Source organism: Thalassococcus sp. S3 (genome assembly GCF_004216475.1).
Lineage (GTDB): Bacteria > Pseudomonadota > Alphaproteobacteria > Rhodobacterales > Rhodobacteraceae.
The window spans coordinates 2,378,259-2,392,602 of the sequence record NZ_CP022303.1; the positions used below are offsets into that span (position 1 = coordinate 2,378,259).

The window sequence follows — 14,344 nt, forward strand, 5'->3', positions numbered from 1 at the left end:
ATGGAGCTAAAAGACAAGATCATCGTCGTCACAGGTGCTGCCAGCGGTATTGGCCGCGCCATGGCGTTGCGCTTTGCTCGAGAAGGTGCCGCCAAGATCGTCTGCGCGGACCTGAATGCCGAAGGCGCGGCAGAGACTGCAAATGAAGTCAATGGTATGGCCGCCGAAGTGAATGTCGGCCGCGAATTCGAAATCGCCGGCCTGATCGACAAGGTGGAAGAGGAGATCGGGCCGATCGACCTCTTCTGCTCCAATGCCGGCATCTCGGTCGCGGGCGGGGTCGAGGCGTCGAACGACGACTGGCAGCGCATCTGGGACGTCAACGTGATGTCTCATGTCTGGGCCGCCCGCCACCTCATCCCCCGAATGGCCGCGCGGGGCGGCGGGTATCTGCTGAACACCTCCTCCGCCGCGGGTCTGCTGAACCAGATCGGCTCTGCCCCCTACGGTGTGACCAAACATGCCGCCGTTGGTCTGGCGGAATGGCTGGCCATGACCCATGGCGACGACGGCATCAAGGTGTCGGTCCTTTGCCCCCAGGCGGTGCGCACCGAGATGACGCGCGGCCACGAAGATCATGTCGCCGCCATTGACGGCATGATGGAGCCCGAACCTGTGGCGGAGGCCTGCGTGCAGGCGATCCGCGAGGAAACGTTTCTCGTGCTGCCCCACAAGGAAGTGCTGGGCTACATGCGCAACAAGACCGAGAATTACGACAAATGGATTGGTGGGATGCGCAAACTGAACCGGAGGTTTGGTGGGTTTGGATCGCTTTGAAATTTCCTTGACCTCGAAAGCATGCACATTGGTAAGCAAGGGCGCAGTTGAATGACTTGAGTGGACAAGTCCGGCATGTGGTTGCAGTCTCTCAGCCGAAGAGATTGATAAAACGACGGCGACCTCATCATGAAAATCGAGAAAAAGCATCTCGATCATATCTTAACGTGCTTTCAGAACGAACTTTGCGCGATTGGTTTCTCGCGTAGGCGAAAGGATTATTTCGACAGGAAGGATGAGAATGGCCTTATCTATTCTGTCGAAATTTGCTTCTCACGACGCAATGGCTTGCTTAACGTTACACCTTACCTTCGTGTTCTACACGAAGGTATAGGATCACTGTTAACGGAAGTGTTTGCCTCTGACCCCGATGTTAAGAAGAGGAAGATGCGCGAATTTCATTCGACCCTTCTGATTGAGCGGGTCGAGCCAAGAAACCGCTGGCTGGATAGCGATGGATCATTGCTTGAAAGGGTTATGCACAACCCTTTCGACATCTATCGGAAACTTCCCCATCTCATAGACGAGTTACGATCCGAGCTGGCGAGCTTTATCTCCGCACAACCTAATCTAACCCGTATTATCCAGAACCTTGAGGAACAACGTGAAGCTGGGGACTGCAGACATGAAGTGACGCTGTTCGCCCTGTACTATTACACGGGGCGAGAGGCTGATGTGAAGAAGTTGGCTCAAGACCTTCGAATGGAGGAGCGTCCTCAGCCCGTTGCGATCGAAGCTAGCGACTTCTTTCTCAGAAAAACCGGGGAGACGAATTCTCAGTTTACAGAGCTGTTGAGCACTCAAAATGACGAAATCCCTCACTATCCCCTGAAGCTTTCCAGAGAAGAACGTACGAAGGAGAAAGAACGCGGAAAAGCGTTTAGCATCGCACTGAAATCGAAATGCAAAGGTTCTGGCTGGCGATACAATCAGGGACATATCTCTCGACAAGATGGTGACTGGTTCATTAGTGTGGATCCTTCACTGGCCTATGAAAAAGGCGTCATCGTCGACTGCGAGCTTAAACCGATGGCTGTTGATCCGCTGTACTGGGAGATTATGGGGCTTGACGAAAACAAGAGCATGCCGCTTTCGTCTCGTATTTTCGCAGCTTGGAGAGTATTTGGAATATCACATCGAGCGCACATTGAACGGCTGGAACATTGTCCGGAGGCTATCGCGGAATCAGTGCTTAGGTGGTCAACGCTAAAGATGGCCGAGCTGGTCGAGCTATCTGTCGAAGACATATTAGTTCAGTTGAAACTCAAGAGCAGCCCGATGCGGACTGATGCAACGCTTGGGATATGTCTCTTGATCTTGTTGGATAGACTAGACGAGGCTGAGAACATTGCTCGCTATCATATGTCGCAAATAGCGCTGTCTCCCGAGGGTAGTACTTTTGCTATTCTCAGCGGTGAGGATGGTTACGGCTCCTTTTTTAAACGTGCATGTAATTGGATAGCGAAAAAGCGGAGAGGCGGCTTCCAAGTCATCCACTAGTCGTTTGAAGCTCCAAACTGCATCGCAATTGTTGGAGGCAGACGATAGCTCGCAACCTAGTCTACGACCTCTCCCGCCGGGGCCGCATCAGGCCTTCCTGCGCGACGCTGGCGATCAACCGTCCGTCCTGATGATAGATGGCACCCCGGTTGAAGCCGCGGGCGCCGCCGGTGAAAGGGGCATCCATGGTGTAGAGGTGCCAATCCTGAAACTGCGCGGGCCCATGAAACCACATCGCGTGGTCCAGGCTTGCCGTCATCACGTTTCCCTTGAACCAGGTCAGCCCATGCGGGCGCAGCGACGATCCCAGCAGGTTCATGTCCGACGCATAGGCCAGCAGGCAATGCTGCATCTGTGGCCCCTGCCCCTCGGCCGCCTCCATCCGGAACCACAGATGGTTTTCGTCGCCCGTGGGCTCTGGCTCCATCATGTCGCGCGGCGCAACCTCGCGCACTTCGATGGGACGCTCGCGCAGGAAGTCGGGGCGGTACTTTTCCGGGATATGTTCCGCCAGCCGGGCGCGTTGGGCCGCGCGGTTCTCCAGCCCGTCCGGTCCCGGCGCGTCGGGCATCGGGTGCTGGTAGTCCCAGCCCTCCTCTTCGACATGAAACGAGGCCGACATGTTCAGGATCTGCTTGCCATGCTGGATCGCCACCACCCGCCGTGTGGTAAAGCTGCCGCCATCGCGGGCGCGGTCGACGCTGTAGATCACCGGGATCTTCGGATCGCCCGGCCGGATGAAATAGGCATGCAGCGAGTGGCAAAGCCGGTCTGGCACCGTGCGGTAGGCCGCCGCCAGTGCCTGCGCGATGACCTGTCCACCGAAGATGCGCGTGGGCGTCTCTCCGCCCGAACCGTCGCCGCGAAAAAGGTCCACCTCAAGCTGTTCGATGTCCAGCAGGTTCAGCAGCACGTCTGCCACGTCCTTCATGTATTTTCCCTCTTGGTGGCATAGGCAATGAACGTATCAAAACTGTCCGGGTTGGCCATCGCGTCGCGATTGACTACGCGGGTCGGGTCGCCTCCCAAAAGCAGTTTCTTCACCGGCACTTCCAGTTTCTTGCCCGACAGCGTGCGTGGGACTTCGGCGATCTCCACGATCTCGTTGGGCACGAACCGCGCCGAGACCGCGTTTCGGATCGCATCGTTGATCCGGGCTTTCAAGGCCTCATCGACGGCAACACCCGGCGCGGGCACGACGAAAAGCGGCATGAAGCTCTCGCGGCCCAGAAACTCCAGATCGACTACGAGACTGTCCATCACCGCGTCCAGCCCCTCCACCGCCTGATAGATCTCCGCGCTGCCCATGCGCAGACCCTTGCGGTTGATCGTGGCGTCCGAACGGCCATAGATGACCGACCCGCCTTCCGGCGTGATCTCGATCCAGTCGCCATGGCGCCAGATGCCGGGATAGGTGTCGTAATAGCTTGAGATCAGGCGGCTGCCATCCTCATCACCCCAGAAGTAAAGCGGCATGGAGGGGAGCGGTTCGGTACAGACCAGTTCACCCACCTGCCCGATCAACGCGTCTCCGGCCTCGTCAAAGGCGCGCACGGCGTTGCCGAGGAACCGGCACTGCATCTCGCCCGCCCGCACCGGCATCATCGGGTTGCCGCCCACGAAGGCGCCGCACAGATCCGTGCCGCCCGAGATGGGCGCAAGCCAGACGTCGGATTTCACCTGGCCGTAGACCCATTCATAGCCGTCGGAGGTCAACGGCGATCCCGTGGCCCCGATGGAGCGGAGGGCGGACAGGTCCACCTCGGCCCCGGGCGCCAGCCCCGCTTTCTGGCATGTCGTGAAGAACGCCGCCCCCGCGCCGAAATAGCTCAGTCTTTCTCTGGCAGCGAAACGCCAGACCTCCATCAGGTCGGGATGGTTGGGGGCGCCGTCGAACAGGGCCACGGTCGCCCCCTGCCCTATGGCTACGAATTGCGCGTTCCACATGATCCAGCCCGACGAGGTGAGCCAGCAGAACCGGTCGCCCGGCCCGATATCCTGATGAAGCGCTTGTTTGGCCCCTTCGATCAGGATGCCGCCATGGCCATGCACGATAGGCTTGGGATTGCCCGTCGTGCCCGAGGAATAGACCACCCAGACCGGGTGATCGAATGGTACCTGTGTACTGGCATAAGTCGCATCGCCTTGCAGCAGCGCATCCCAGGCCACTGCCCCGTCCGGCAGATCCCCCACCACCGGCACATAGATCGCAGCTTTCAGTGTGGGCAGGCCTGCGCGGATCGTCTCCAGCACGTCTCGACGGTCGACGGTCTTGCCGGCATGAACATATCCGTCCTGAACGATCAGCGCCTTGGGCTCGATCTGCCGAAACCGGTCGAGGATCGCGACATGTCCCATATCGGGCGCGCAAAGCGACCAGACAGCGCCCAGGCTGATCGTGGCGAGGCAGGCGATGAGTGCGGTTTCGGTGTTGGGCAGAACAGCGACCACCCGGTCGCCCTGCCCCACGCCCATCTCGCTGAGATGCTGCGCCACGTTGGCCACCGCTTGCCTGAGCGTGCCCCACGTCATCTCCGACCGCCCGAAGCTTTCGGACTGGACGATCAATGCGGTGGCATCCGGCGTCTTTTCGGCCTGCCGCAGCATCTGGTCCGCAAAGTTCAGCGCGGCGCCCGGAAACCAGACCGCGCCCGGCATCTTGCGCTCGGTCAGCACCGCTTGCGCTTGTGTGCTGGCCTGCAGATCGAAGAAATCCCAAATCGCCTGCCAGAAGGCATCGAGATCCCGCACGCTCCAGTCCCAGAGCGCATTGTAGTCGGCGAAGGTCAGCCCCCGGTCCGCCTCGAGCCAGCGGATGAAGGCAGCCATGCGCGTTGCCTCCGCGCGCGCGGCACTCGGGGTCCACAGGATCGGACGGGCATCTGTCATCGCACCAATGCTCCATGAACCAGAGCCTTGAGTTCAGGCCGCGCGGGATAGGCGCTTGATGGCGAAAGCTGGGTGAAAAAGACGACCGACAGATCTTCCACCGGATCGACCCAGAAGAAGGTCGACGCCATCCCGCCCCAACTGAAATCACCGATGCTGCCCGGCGAGCGGGCGCGGCCCGGATCCAGAACCACCGCGCCGCCCAGACCAAAGCCCATGCCCTCCATGGGCTGTTCGGCAAAGCTTTGCGGCCCCATCGACGCGATGTCGCCGGGCAGATGGTTGCGCATCATGAAGCTCAGTGTGCGTGGGCTCAGCAGCCGTTCTTCGCCCGCCTGTCCACCCTGCCGCAGCATCTCGGCAAAGCGCATGTAGTCGTCGATTGTGCCGACCAACCCGCCGCCGCCGGAATAGGTGACAGTCTCGTGCAGTGCCGACGTCTCGGGCGCGTCAGCAAGGCGTAGTGTCTCCCCGCCCGTCTTGGCCTCGTTCAGCGCCATCGCGTTGCCTTCGAGCGGTGTGTAAAGCGCGGCAAAACGGTCGCCCACGTGCTCGGGCACGCGGAAGGCGGTTTCGGTCATGCCAAGCGGGGCAAAGATCTCATCCGCGAAGAACGTCGCCAGCGATTTGCCGGACACGACCTCCACCACCCGTCCCAGTACGTCGGTCGCGACGGAATATTCCCACCTCTTGCCCGGCGCGAAGGCAAGCGGGAAGTCCGCGAGGCTGTCGGCGACGCGCTCCAGCGGCCCCTGCTTGGGGCCAAAGATCATCTTGGCCTCGTCCATCGCCTGCGGCAGCAGGCCTGGGTTGAACGGATAGCTGAGGCCGCTGGTATGCGTCAGCAACTGATGCAGCGTCGGCGTGGCGCAGGGCGCTGTCTGATCGATCCGCTGGGCGTCCGCGATCAGGCAGTGCATGTCCTTGAAGGCGGGGATGAATGCCGACAAAGGCGCTTCGAGATGGAAAAGCCCTCGCTCTGCCAATATCATGATCGCGACAGAGGTGATTGGCTTGGTCATCGAATAAAGCCGTACGACCGTGTCACGTTCAAACGGCAGATCGGCTTCAAGGTTACGCTGCCCGGTTTGGTGATAGAACACCTCCTGCCCGTGCCGCTGGATCAGGACGCTGCAGCCGGCAAAGCGCCGCTTGTCCACATAGCGCTGCATCCAGTCGGCAATCCAGCCCAGCCTCTGCCGGTCGAAACCGGCCAAATCGTCGATCAAACGTGCCATCTGTCGTCCCCCCTGGCCTTTCCCGCCTAACCTATCATGCGGCGCATGGCCGGTGCGGTTTCTTCCGTAAACCAACCTGCCTGCGGATCGGCCTTGTCCATCTGTGTTTTGATCGCCGCAATCGTCTCGCCCCGGATCTGCCCTTTCACCGCCGCATAGGCCTTGGGCGGGATGCGGGCAAGCGCGTGGGCTTCATCAAGGGCGCGCGTCCGCAATTCGTCTTCGGTTACAACAGCATCGACGATCCCCGCGCGTTCCGCCGTATCCGCGCCGATCGGTTGCCCGGTCAGCATCAGGCGGCGCAGGTCGTTGGTCGACAGCGTGGCGCGGGCGATCTCCATCGGGCCGATGGGAAAATCGACACCCACCCGAACCTCCGCCAGGCCAAAGCGGGCCTTGGCTGTGGCGATGCGGACATCGCTGGCCAGAACAAAGAACAGCCCGCCCGCAATGGCCGCGCCGTTCACCGCCGCAACCGTGGGCTTGGCGCAGGCAAAGAGGCTCAGAAATCCGTGGTTCAGACCGGCCGCGATGGCGGCCTGCCCGGCCTGATCAAGGCCCTGCGCCTCCTTCAGGTCCAGACCGGCCGAGAATACCTTGAACGGGCTCGTCAACAGGATCGCGCGAACGGCGGTATCTGCCTCAAGCTCCTGCATCAAAGATTTGAAGTCATTCAGAAAATCGGGCGTTAGTGCATTGACGGGCGCGCGGCTCAACGACACCTCCGCCACGCCGCCCTCATGCGCGATCCGCGCCAATCCGGTTCGATCCATATCCACCCCTCCTCCCCGAGTGCCCCTGCAGCATTCCAGCCTTCCGGCGTCCTGCCTACCCGTGACGTGACGTTTCCCCGTGACCCAAGGTCAGGGCTTGTTAGGCTCAGCATAAATGAGAGGGGGGAGACATGAAGCTCTATTTCGCACCCGACAGCCGCGCGGTGCGCGTGGCCTGGGCTTTGGAGGAGTTGGGCCTTGATTACGAGATCGAGACATTCCAGCTGGGCGACAAAGCGATGCGCGCGCCGGATTATCTGAAAGTGCATCCGATGGGACGGGTCCCCGCCCTTGAGGACGGGGATGTCACATTGTTCGAAAGCGGTGCAATCCTGCAATATCTTCTGGCGCGTTACGACCCGGATCATCGCTTGAGCACCTCGCCGGATCACCCTGATTTTCCAGCGTATTTACAGTGGTTCCACTATGCGGAAGGTATGGTCATGCCGCCCGTGAACTCCATCACGGTCGAGACGGTCCTGCTGCCGCCCGAACGGCGCAGCGAGGTACATGCCAAGCGTGCGCTCAAGCTGCTTGGGCAAATGCTGACGGCGGTTGAGCGGCATGTGGACGGGCGCGAATTCCTCGCCGGTGCCTTTTCAGGCGCCGATATCATGACAGGATCTGCAGTGATGGTCGCCCGCCGCATGGGCGCGGACTTCTCCGACAAACCGAACCTTGCCGCCTATGCCGAGAGGCTCGCCGCGCGCCCGGCCCTACAGAAGGCCAACACGCTGTGAGCGCGCCCACCGCGCTGATCGTCGGCGCCGGGGACTACATAGGGGCCGCGATTGCCAAACGTTTCGCATCGGGCGGCTTCACCGTTTGTCTGGGGCGGCGGAACGGAGACAAGCTTGCCTCGCTGGTGGCGGACATCGAGGCTTCGGGCGGTGTGGCGCATGGCTTTACCCTGGACGCGCGGGACGAAGAAAGCGTGACCTCTGTCTTTGCGGATATCGAAAAAACCGTTGGTCCCCTTGATCTTGTGATCTTCAACGTTGGCGGCAACGTGCGCTTTCCGATCCGCGAGACCACGGCGCGGGTCTATCGCAAGGTCTGGGAGATGGCCTGTTTCGCGGGCTTCCTGACAGGTCGTGAAGCCGCTAAGTATATGGTTCCACGCGGAAAAGGCAGCATCTTCTTCACCGGCGCGACGGCATCTTTGCGGGGAAGCGCCGGGTTTGCGGCCTTCTCTTCCGCGAAATGGGGCCTGCGGGCGCTGGCGCAGAGCATGGCGCGGGAATTGGGGCCGGAGAACATTCACGTGGCACATCTTGTGATCGATGCCGGTGTGGACACGGCATTTGTACGCGATATCCGGCGGCAGCAGGGGTTGGAGGCGGATGACATTCCGGAGGATGTGTTGATGAACCCGACCTCGGTGGCGGAGGCCTACTGGACGCTTTACCACCAGTCGCGCGACGCCTGGACCTTTGAGATGGATCTGCGACCCTATGGAGAGAGCTGGTAATGCAAGAGATTGAATTTCTTTATGATTTCGGCAGTCCGAATGCCTATTTCGTCCATAAGGTCCTGCCCGGTATGGCGGCAAAGCACGGCGCAACGCTGCGCTATGAGCCGATCCTTTTGGGCGGCGTATTCAAGGCCACGAACAACCAGCCGCCGATGATGGCTTTTGGCAATGTTGCCGGCAAGGTGGCCTATATGCGCAAGGAGATCGAGCGGTTCATCGCGCGGTATCAGGTGCCGTTCAAGATGAACCCGAACTTTCCCGTCATGACCGTCGCACTGATGCGTGGTGCGATTTATGCACGCGGAAAAGATTGGGAAAACAAATATATAGACACCGTATTTGATGCGATGTGGCGCGCGGAAGAGAAAATGGATGATCCCGAGGTGATGCATCGCGTGCTCGCAAACGCCGGCCTGCCGGCGGACAAGATCGCCGAAGCGATCCAGACACAGGACATCAAGGGCGCACTGATCGAGACGACCTCGAAGGCCGTTGACCGAGGCGTATTCGGAGCCCCGACAATGTTCGTGGGGGAAGAGATGTTCTTTGGAAAAGACGCACTCGACGACCTGGACTGGTGGTTGGGCAAGGGCTGAGCGGGCCTGCCGTTTGGGGGGGTCGTACGTGATTTCGTACGAAACGGGCGTTGCAAACTGTCCGCAAACCAGCCTGTTGAGCCGCTTTGGGGACTTTGTACGCGATTTGGTACGAAAGAGGTCGCCAAAGCTCGAGCCGTGAAGACCTCGGCAGGTTTCGGCAGACTTGCAGGTGTCTGGCACGGTGTGAAACTAGCCTAGAAGACGTCAAATGATCCCTCCGGCGCGGCACTGCGGAAACAGCTCGGTCCCAGCGCAACTTACTCATTCGTCGGTGTGCAACGAACGGCCCCTTTCGAATGCGAAGGTAAGATCAAGGATGCATCTTCGCGCCCTTGGTTATCTTGTCGACGGTCTTTTTGTCATGACGGAGCGCAAGGCCAACAAGGTTCAGGTTTTCTGTCCCGAAATCTTTGACCGCTGCGCGATTTGCGGCGTCATGACCAGTTTTGAACATCTCCTCAATATAGATCGCCATATCGACGCCTCGGGTAAGTGCACGCGCGTGGATCCTTTTCAGGCCCGCCCCGTCCGTAGCGAGCACGATCATCGGTTGGACGATCAATGGGCGATAGGTCTTCCCGTTTGCATCCTCGTAACGTTCCCCAAGAAGGTCCGTGTCCGCGCCTAAGACGCCGCTGGTCAGGAACGCTGTGACATTCAACTTCTGCCAGGCTAGCAGATCCTTTTGCACGACCAGTGCAATTTTCGTGTCAAACATGAGAACTCCTTACCTTACACTAAAACTTCCAACGTTGACCGAAGAAAATCTGGCCAATTCATTAAATGAAAGGATAATATCTGGATGCGCTAGCGGCAAACGAAGCATTTCCGGTAAGAGGGCCTTGAGATGGATTTGGACCGAACGGATCGACAAATTCTTGCACTTCTTTCGAAGAACGTTCGGATCACCAATAAGGAGTTGGCCGACGCAGTGGGCTTATCGCCATCCAGCGTGCACGAGAGAACCAAGCGTCTCTTCAGCAGCGGAATAGTTTCAGGTGCCCATCTCGACATCGATCTTGGTCAGCTGGGCTTCTCAATGAAGGCGCTCTTGTTCGTCCAGATGTCGGAACATGAGAAAACCAACCTCGACGCCTTTGTCCAAGACGTGCTGGAATTCGCCGAGGTCCGTTCAGCTTGGATGATCAGTGGGAGGTTTGACGCAATCGTCGAGTTGGTAGCACGAGATACGACACATCTGCATCGTGTCGTCGTTGAGAAGTTCTCCTCACGGGAAGAGGTTCATCGGATAGAAACATCGATCGTTTTCGATGGCGCTGAGCAACACGACCTTTCGGCCGTGCTGGAGCTGAGCACCTAACAGCTTGACCGCACTGCGGGCTTTGGCGTGAGAGAGCAGATATCGCGTCAGAGGCAGCGATGTCCGCAGAGCCATCATCTTGGCACAATCCGGCGCTGCTGCGCCGCTGCGCGCGGGCTTCCGGTCCGAAACGACCACGTTCGCAGCCCTGAAATGTCGCGGCTGGAGAGAGGCTTGCGAGTTGTGATCGGCTCAGAGGGACCTTTCATAACGGGACGCACGCCTTGTTAATCCGATTTTTTCTGTCAGGATAATGCAAGAAGTCTGACATGATCCTGCGCGCGAACCCTGTAGGAGATTTGATGGCACCGATCTACGCCACTTCTTGGGCGCGCGCCCGGGCGGCGCTGGCGTGACCGAGACCGCACCATCCGACCAACCGCCCATTGGCGCAAAGGTTGCGCTTGTTCTGGGGCTGGCGCTGATGGCGATGGGCCAGACCGTCCTGTTCGCGCTTCTGGGGCCCGTCTCGCGCGAGTTGGGTCTGACGGAGATCATGGTGGGCGGCATCATCTCGCTGGCTGCGGTGACCGTGGTCCTGGGCTCGCCATGGTGGGGCCGCCGTGTTGATCGTTGGGGCCGTCGGCCTGTCTTTCTGATGGCGACGTGCGGCCTGGGTGTGACAACGTTTTTGTTCGCCCTCACGCTTCAGGCGGGGCTGGCCGGGCTTTGGACTGGCGTCACGGCCTTTGCGCTGCTCGCACTGGCCCGAATGATCTATGGCTTCGCGGTGACAGGCGCGCAACCGGCCGCCGCCGCCTGGATGGCGGACAACACCACCGCCGAAGAACGCACCGGAGGAATGGCCCTGATCGGCGCGGCGTTCGGTCTTGGGGCGATCCTGGGACCGACACTGGCCTGGCTGATGTCGGGTCTGCCGCTCCTGGCGCCGCTTTATCTGATCGCAGGACTGGCGCTCTGCGCCACTCTGCTCGCTTGGCTGACCCTGCCAGAAACCGTCCCGGTCGAGGCGGCCATGGCCCAGCATCTGTCGCCCACCGACCCACGGCTGCGCGGCACCCTTCTGATCGTACTGACGGCCTTTATCGTCGTCGCCAGCATCCAGCAATCCGTCGCTTTCTACGTTCAGGATACCGCCGGTCTCGACGCCGCCGGGACCGCTGCCCGGGTGGGCCAGGCGATGGCGGTTCTGGCGCTGCTGATGTTTCTGACCCAGGGGGGCATCGCGGCGCTGAAGCCGGACCCAAGGCGGCTGATCCCGCTTGGTGCAGCGATCGGATGCGCGGGATGCGTTGTGTTGGCATTGTGGCCTTCGCATGTGGGGGTGCTGCTGGCCCATGCCCTATTCGGGCTGGGGTTCGGAGCGATCATTCCGGGTCTTCAGGGGCGCGCATCGCTTGCGGTCGGCCCCCAGGAACAGGGCGCGACGGGCGGCCTGGTGGCGGCTGGCATGGCGGCGGGCTATGCCATCGGGCCGGTCTTTGGAACGGCGCTTTACACGGTCTTGCCTGTGTTGCCGTATCTGGTCGGGGCCGGGTTGATGGCCGGTGTCGTGGTCGCAACCCTGCCTGCAATTCTGCGAAGGCGCGGTGACGATATTGGATCGGGGACGGTGGACGGCCCGTCCGGCCCTTAACCTTTCACATTCACCGGCAGCGAAGGTGCGCTTCGCGCCCCCGGGGCTTGCCGAATACTGCGCTTTCGTCGGATGGCAGGTCTTCGCGTTCAGCCGCTGGTCATGCCGGCAATCATCGCGCCGAGCGCGACCAGGTGGACAAGCATGAGCGCCTTGTCGTTCCATAATGCGCCGACGGCGAACCATCCTACGACGCCGACAAGAAATAGGTAGAGGTTCCAGGGGGTCCAGCCAAACCCCGTCGCGGTGTATCCCATGATCTGAACGGCGGATGCACCCCATTTGACCGCGAAAACCAGGCGCTCGCGCGGTGGGACAAGCGCCAAGGTGTCAGACGGCACGGGTCAATCCCCCATCGATGCGCAGGTTTTGGCCCGTCATGTAGGCGCCCTCGTCCGAGGCGAGCCACGAGATGAGAGAGGAGACCTCGGACGCCAAGCCGTAACGCCCCATGGGAATGCGCGCCTTGCGGTCTTCGGTTTCGGGCAGGCTGTCAATGAAACCCGGAAGGACATTGTTCATGCGGATGTTCTGGGACGCATATTGGTCTGAATACAGCTTGGTAAACGCAGCAAGCCCGGCCCGGAAGACGCCTGACGTTGGAAAGAGCGGATCCGGCTCAAACGCGGCAAAGGTTGAGACGTTGATGATGGTCCCACCGCCCTGCCCTTGCATCAGCGCGGTGACGAGCCGTGTCGGGCGGATCACGTTCATCAGATAGACGTCCATGCCCTGGTGCCACTCTTCGTCGCTTATCTCCAGAACCGGACCTTTCGGCCCGTGGCCCGCAGAGTTGACCAAGACATCGACCCGTCCCCAGCGCTCCTTTGCGCCCTCAACCAAAGCGGTCAAAGCATCGCCGTCAAGATTGGAGCCGGTCACGCCAAATCCGCCCAGCTCAAGCCCAAGCGCTTCGCCCTTGCCGGAGGAGGACAGGATGCCGACCTTGAAACCATCGCTCGCCAATCTGCGCGCAGCATCTGCCCCCATGCCGCTGCCGCCTGCTGTAACAAGCGCCACTTTTTCTACTGACATCACTGACCCCCTTTCGCCACTTTCACAGGTTTGTCATGCTTTGAGGGAAAGTTCGATTGAGCTTTGATGTTTCATGACAGTAGAAATACTATTGCTCTATGGTCAAACTCCCTCCTCTCAGCAGCTTGCGTGCATTCGATGCAGCGGGCCGTCGCCTCAGTTTCCGCGCGGCGGCCGATGAGTTGGGCGTCACGCAAGGGGCCGTTGCGCAGCAGGTACGCCAACTGGAAGCGCATCTGGATGTCACGCTGTTTGAACGGGTGCCGAAGGGTCTTGCCTTCACATCGATCGGGCGCCGCTATCATAGCCGGGTGGCTGCAGTGTTTGCCGATCTACGATCCGCAACCGCCGACCTGAAGCCGGAGCCCAACAAGGTCCTTATCAGCGTCACGCCAACCTTTGCGGCCAAATGGTTGATCCCCAATCTGCCGGATTTCACAGCGGCTCATCCGAGTATTGATCTGCGGATCTTGGCGACGGAGAAAGTGTCGAGCTTTCACAGTGACGGGATTGACCTGGCCGTGCGCCAGGGATCGCCGCCGTTTGGCGCATCATTGGACGTTACGCTTTTGTTCAAGCAATCGCTTATCGCGGTCGCGGCGCCACAATTTGCGAAGACGGGTGGAACGCGCCTTGATCCGGAAACCCTAGCCAAACAGCCGAAGATCCATGACACCCATGATCTTTGGCCAAGCTATCTTGCTGATTTGGGCGTAAGGGACCAATCTCCCCGCGACCTTCGCCTGAGCCAAACGTCTCTGGCCGTTGATGCGGCCATCGCCGGGCAAGGTGTCGCTTTGGTAAGCCGGTTTCTGGTGGCTCATGACCTGGAAGCTGGACGTTTGGTCGAGGTTGGTACCGCTTGGGATGCGGGCGGAAGTGACTTCTATGTCCTCATGCCGCGCACTGCCAAGAAAAATGAGGCGGTGGCCACGGTCATGGCGTGGCTCAAGGCGCGCTCCGCCGAGGAGAGCTGATTGCGTTTGAACCGATGTGGCCGAATGCGGCAGAGCGTATGAATGGCTGCTTTTTTTTGATGATTTGACACGCTTTCCTGACTGAGATCATAACTTGGACACGCAGCAACCAGGTTTTACCGAACCATATCGCGTTCCCTCGACAACGACGTTTGAATTTTGAT

15 protein-coding genes are annotated in these 14,344 nt (G+C 60.1%); 8 read left to right on the top strand and 7 right to left on the bottom strand.

The annotated features are described in order from the left end of the window. On the top strand, positions 1-777 hold the full coding sequence (locus tag CFI11_RS11815) for an SDR family oxidoreductase (protein WP_130406163.1): 777 nt from the start codon (positions 1-3) through the stop codon (positions 775-777). A 129-nt stretch (positions 778-906) separates the two neighbouring features. Further along, the gene (locus tag CFI11_RS11820) at positions 907-2,277 is read left to right on the top strand and encodes a hypothetical protein (protein WP_130406165.1); all 1,371 of its coding nucleotides are present in this window, start codon (positions 907-909) and stop codon (positions 2,275-2,277) included. Between the two features lie 61 nt (positions 2,278-2,338). On the opposite strand, the gene CFI11_RS11825 is transcribed toward CFI11_RS11820, so the two are convergent. From CFI11_RS11825 to CFI11_RS11840, 4 genes are read right to left on the bottom strand one after another with little or no spacing between them, the layout of a single operon-like run. Further along, positions 2,339-3,208 (bottom strand): acyl-CoA thioesterase II, encoded by an 870-nt coding sequence (locus tag CFI11_RS11825; RefSeq protein ID WP_130406167.1) that lies wholly within the window; start codon positions 3,206-3,208, stop codon positions 2,339-2,341. After that, positions 3,205-5,166 (bottom strand): acetoacetate--CoA ligase, encoded by a 1,962-nt coding sequence (locus CFI11_RS11830; RefSeq protein WP_130406169.1) that lies wholly within the window; start codon positions 5,164-5,166, stop codon positions 3,205-3,207. The genes CFI11_RS11825 and CFI11_RS11830 overlap by 4 nt, the downstream gene beginning before the upstream one ends. Then, positions 5,163-6,404, bottom strand: a complete 1,242-nt coding sequence (locus CFI11_RS11835) for a serine hydrolase (protein WP_130406170.1) — start codon at positions 6,402-6,404, stop codon at positions 5,163-5,165. The genes CFI11_RS11830 and CFI11_RS11835 overlap by 4 nt, the downstream gene beginning before the upstream one ends. A gap of 26 nt (positions 6,405-6,430) precedes the next feature. Beyond that, the gene (locus CFI11_RS11840; RefSeq protein ID WP_130406172.1) at positions 6,431-7,177 is read right to left on the bottom strand and encodes an enoyl-CoA hydratase/isomerase family protein; all 747 of its coding nucleotides are present in this window, start codon (positions 7,175-7,177) and stop codon (positions 6,431-6,433) included. Positions 7,178-7,308: 131 nt separating this feature from the next. Here CFI11_RS11840 and CFI11_RS11845 point away from each other — a divergent pair, with 131 nt between their 5' ends. Genes CFI11_RS11845 through CFI11_RS11855 form a run of 3 tightly spaced genes read left to right on the top strand, consistent with a single transcriptional unit; the run spans position 7,309 to position 9,247 of the window. Next, on the top strand, positions 7,309-7,917 hold the full coding sequence (locus CFI11_RS11845; RefSeq protein WP_130406174.1) for a glutathione S-transferase family protein: 609 nt from the start codon (positions 7,309-7,311) through the stop codon (positions 7,915-7,917). Beyond that, positions 7,914-8,648 carry an SDR family oxidoreductase gene (locus tag CFI11_RS11850; protein WP_130406176.1) on the top strand — a complete coding sequence of 245 codons (735 nt, stop codon included), beginning with the start codon at positions 7,914-7,916 and terminating at the stop codon, positions 8,646-8,648. The genes CFI11_RS11845 and CFI11_RS11850 overlap by 4 nt, the downstream gene beginning before the upstream one ends. Then, positions 8,648-9,247: a 2-hydroxychromene-2-carboxylate isomerase gene (locus tag CFI11_RS11855; RefSeq protein WP_130406178.1), complete on the top strand. Its 600-nt coding sequence runs from the start codon at positions 8,648-8,650 to the stop codon at positions 9,245-9,247. Before CFI11_RS11850 ends, CFI11_RS11855 begins: the two co-directional genes overlap by 1 nt. 313 nt (positions 9,248-9,560) lie before the next feature. Here the strand turns inward: CFI11_RS11855 and CFI11_RS11860 are convergent, their stop codons facing one another. Beyond that, positions 9,561-9,968 carry a DUF2000 family protein gene (locus CFI11_RS11860; RefSeq protein ID WP_130406180.1) on the bottom strand — a complete coding sequence of 136 codons (408 nt, stop codon included), beginning with the start codon at positions 9,966-9,968 and terminating at the stop codon, positions 9,561-9,563. A gap of 129 nt (positions 9,969-10,097) precedes the next feature. Between CFI11_RS11860 and CFI11_RS11865 the strand changes: the two genes are divergently transcribed. Further along, positions 10,098-10,571 carry an Lrp/AsnC family transcriptional regulator gene (locus CFI11_RS11865; RefSeq protein WP_130406182.1) on the top strand — a complete coding sequence of 158 codons (474 nt, stop codon included), beginning with the start codon at positions 10,098-10,100 and terminating at the stop codon, positions 10,569-10,571. 352 nt (positions 10,572-10,923) lie between these two features. Next, on the top strand, positions 10,924-12,168 hold the full coding sequence (locus CFI11_RS11870) for an MFS transporter (RefSeq protein ID WP_130406184.1): 1,245 nt from the start codon (positions 10,924-10,926) through the stop codon (positions 12,166-12,168). An 89-nt stretch (positions 12,169-12,257) separates the two neighbouring features. Here the strand turns inward: CFI11_RS11870 and CFI11_RS11875 are convergent, their stop codons facing one another. Together CFI11_RS11875 and CFI11_RS11880 are read right to left on the bottom strand one after the other, a co-directional pair. Further along, positions 12,258-12,509 carry a DUF6552 family protein gene (locus tag CFI11_RS11875; RefSeq protein ID WP_130406186.1) on the bottom strand — a complete coding sequence of 84 codons (252 nt, stop codon included), beginning with the start codon at positions 12,507-12,509 and terminating at the stop codon, positions 12,258-12,260. After that, entirely contained in the window at positions 12,499-13,203 is a 705-nt protein-coding gene (locus tag CFI11_RS11880; RefSeq protein WP_130406188.1) for an SDR family oxidoreductase, read from the bottom strand. Before CFI11_RS11880 ends, CFI11_RS11875 begins: the two co-directional genes overlap by 11 nt. Positions 13,204-13,301: 98 nt before the next feature. Here CFI11_RS11880 and CFI11_RS11885 point away from each other — a divergent pair, with 98 nt between their 5' ends. Then, positions 13,302-14,180, top strand: coding sequence for a LysR substrate-binding domain-containing protein (locus CFI11_RS11885; RefSeq protein WP_130406190.1), 879 nt, complete (start codon positions 13,302-13,304; stop codon positions 14,178-14,180). Positions 14,181-14,344 lie beyond the last annotated feature (164 nt).

What these genes read in the sequence shown, in the direction of transcription:
- CFI11_RS11815 (WP_130406163.1), top strand. Translation starts at nt 1, where the DNA reads ATGGAGCTAAAAGACAAGATCATCGTCGTCACAGGTGCTGCCAGCGGT.
- CFI11_RS11820 (WP_130406165.1), top strand. Translation starts at nt 907, where the DNA reads ATGAAAATCGAGAAAAAGCATCTCGATCATATCTTAACGTGCTTTCAG.
- CFI11_RS11825 (WP_130406167.1), bottom strand. Translation starts at nt 3,208, where the DNA reads ATGAAGGACGTGGCAGACGTGCTGCTGAACCTGCTGGACATCGAACAG.
- CFI11_RS11830 (WP_130406169.1), bottom strand. Translation starts at nt 5,166, where the DNA reads ATGACAGATGCCCGTCCGATCCTGTGGACCCCGAGTGCCGCGCGCGCG.
- CFI11_RS11835 (WP_130406170.1), bottom strand. Translation starts at nt 6,404, where the DNA reads ATGGCACGTTTGATCGACGATTTGGCCGGTTTCGACCGGCAGAGGCTG.
- CFI11_RS11840 (WP_130406172.1), bottom strand. Translation starts at nt 7,177, where the DNA reads ATGGATCGAACCGGATTGGCGCGGATCGCGCATGAGGGCGGCGTGGCG.
- CFI11_RS11845 (WP_130406174.1), top strand. Translation starts at nt 7,309, where the DNA reads ATGAAGCTCTATTTCGCACCCGACAGCCGCGCGGTGCGCGTGGCCTGG.
- CFI11_RS11855 (WP_130406178.1), top strand. Translation starts at nt 8,648, where the DNA reads ATGCAAGAGATTGAATTTCTTTATGATTTCGGCAGTCCGAATGCCTAT.
- CFI11_RS11860 (WP_130406180.1), bottom strand. Translation starts at nt 9,968, where the DNA reads ATGTTTGACACGAAAATTGCACTGGTCGTGCAAAAGGATCTGCTAGCC.
- CFI11_RS11865 (WP_130406182.1), top strand. Translation starts at nt 10,098, where the DNA reads ATGGATTTGGACCGAACGGATCGACAAATTCTTGCACTTCTTTCGAAG.
- CFI11_RS11880 (WP_130406188.1), bottom strand. Translation starts at nt 13,203, where the DNA reads ATGTCAGTAGAAAAAGTGGCGCTTGTTACAGCAGGCGGCAGCGGCATG.
- CFI11_RS11885 (WP_130406190.1), top strand. Translation starts at nt 13,302, where the DNA reads ATGGTCAAACTCCCTCCTCTCAGCAGCTTGCGTGCATTCGATGCAGCG.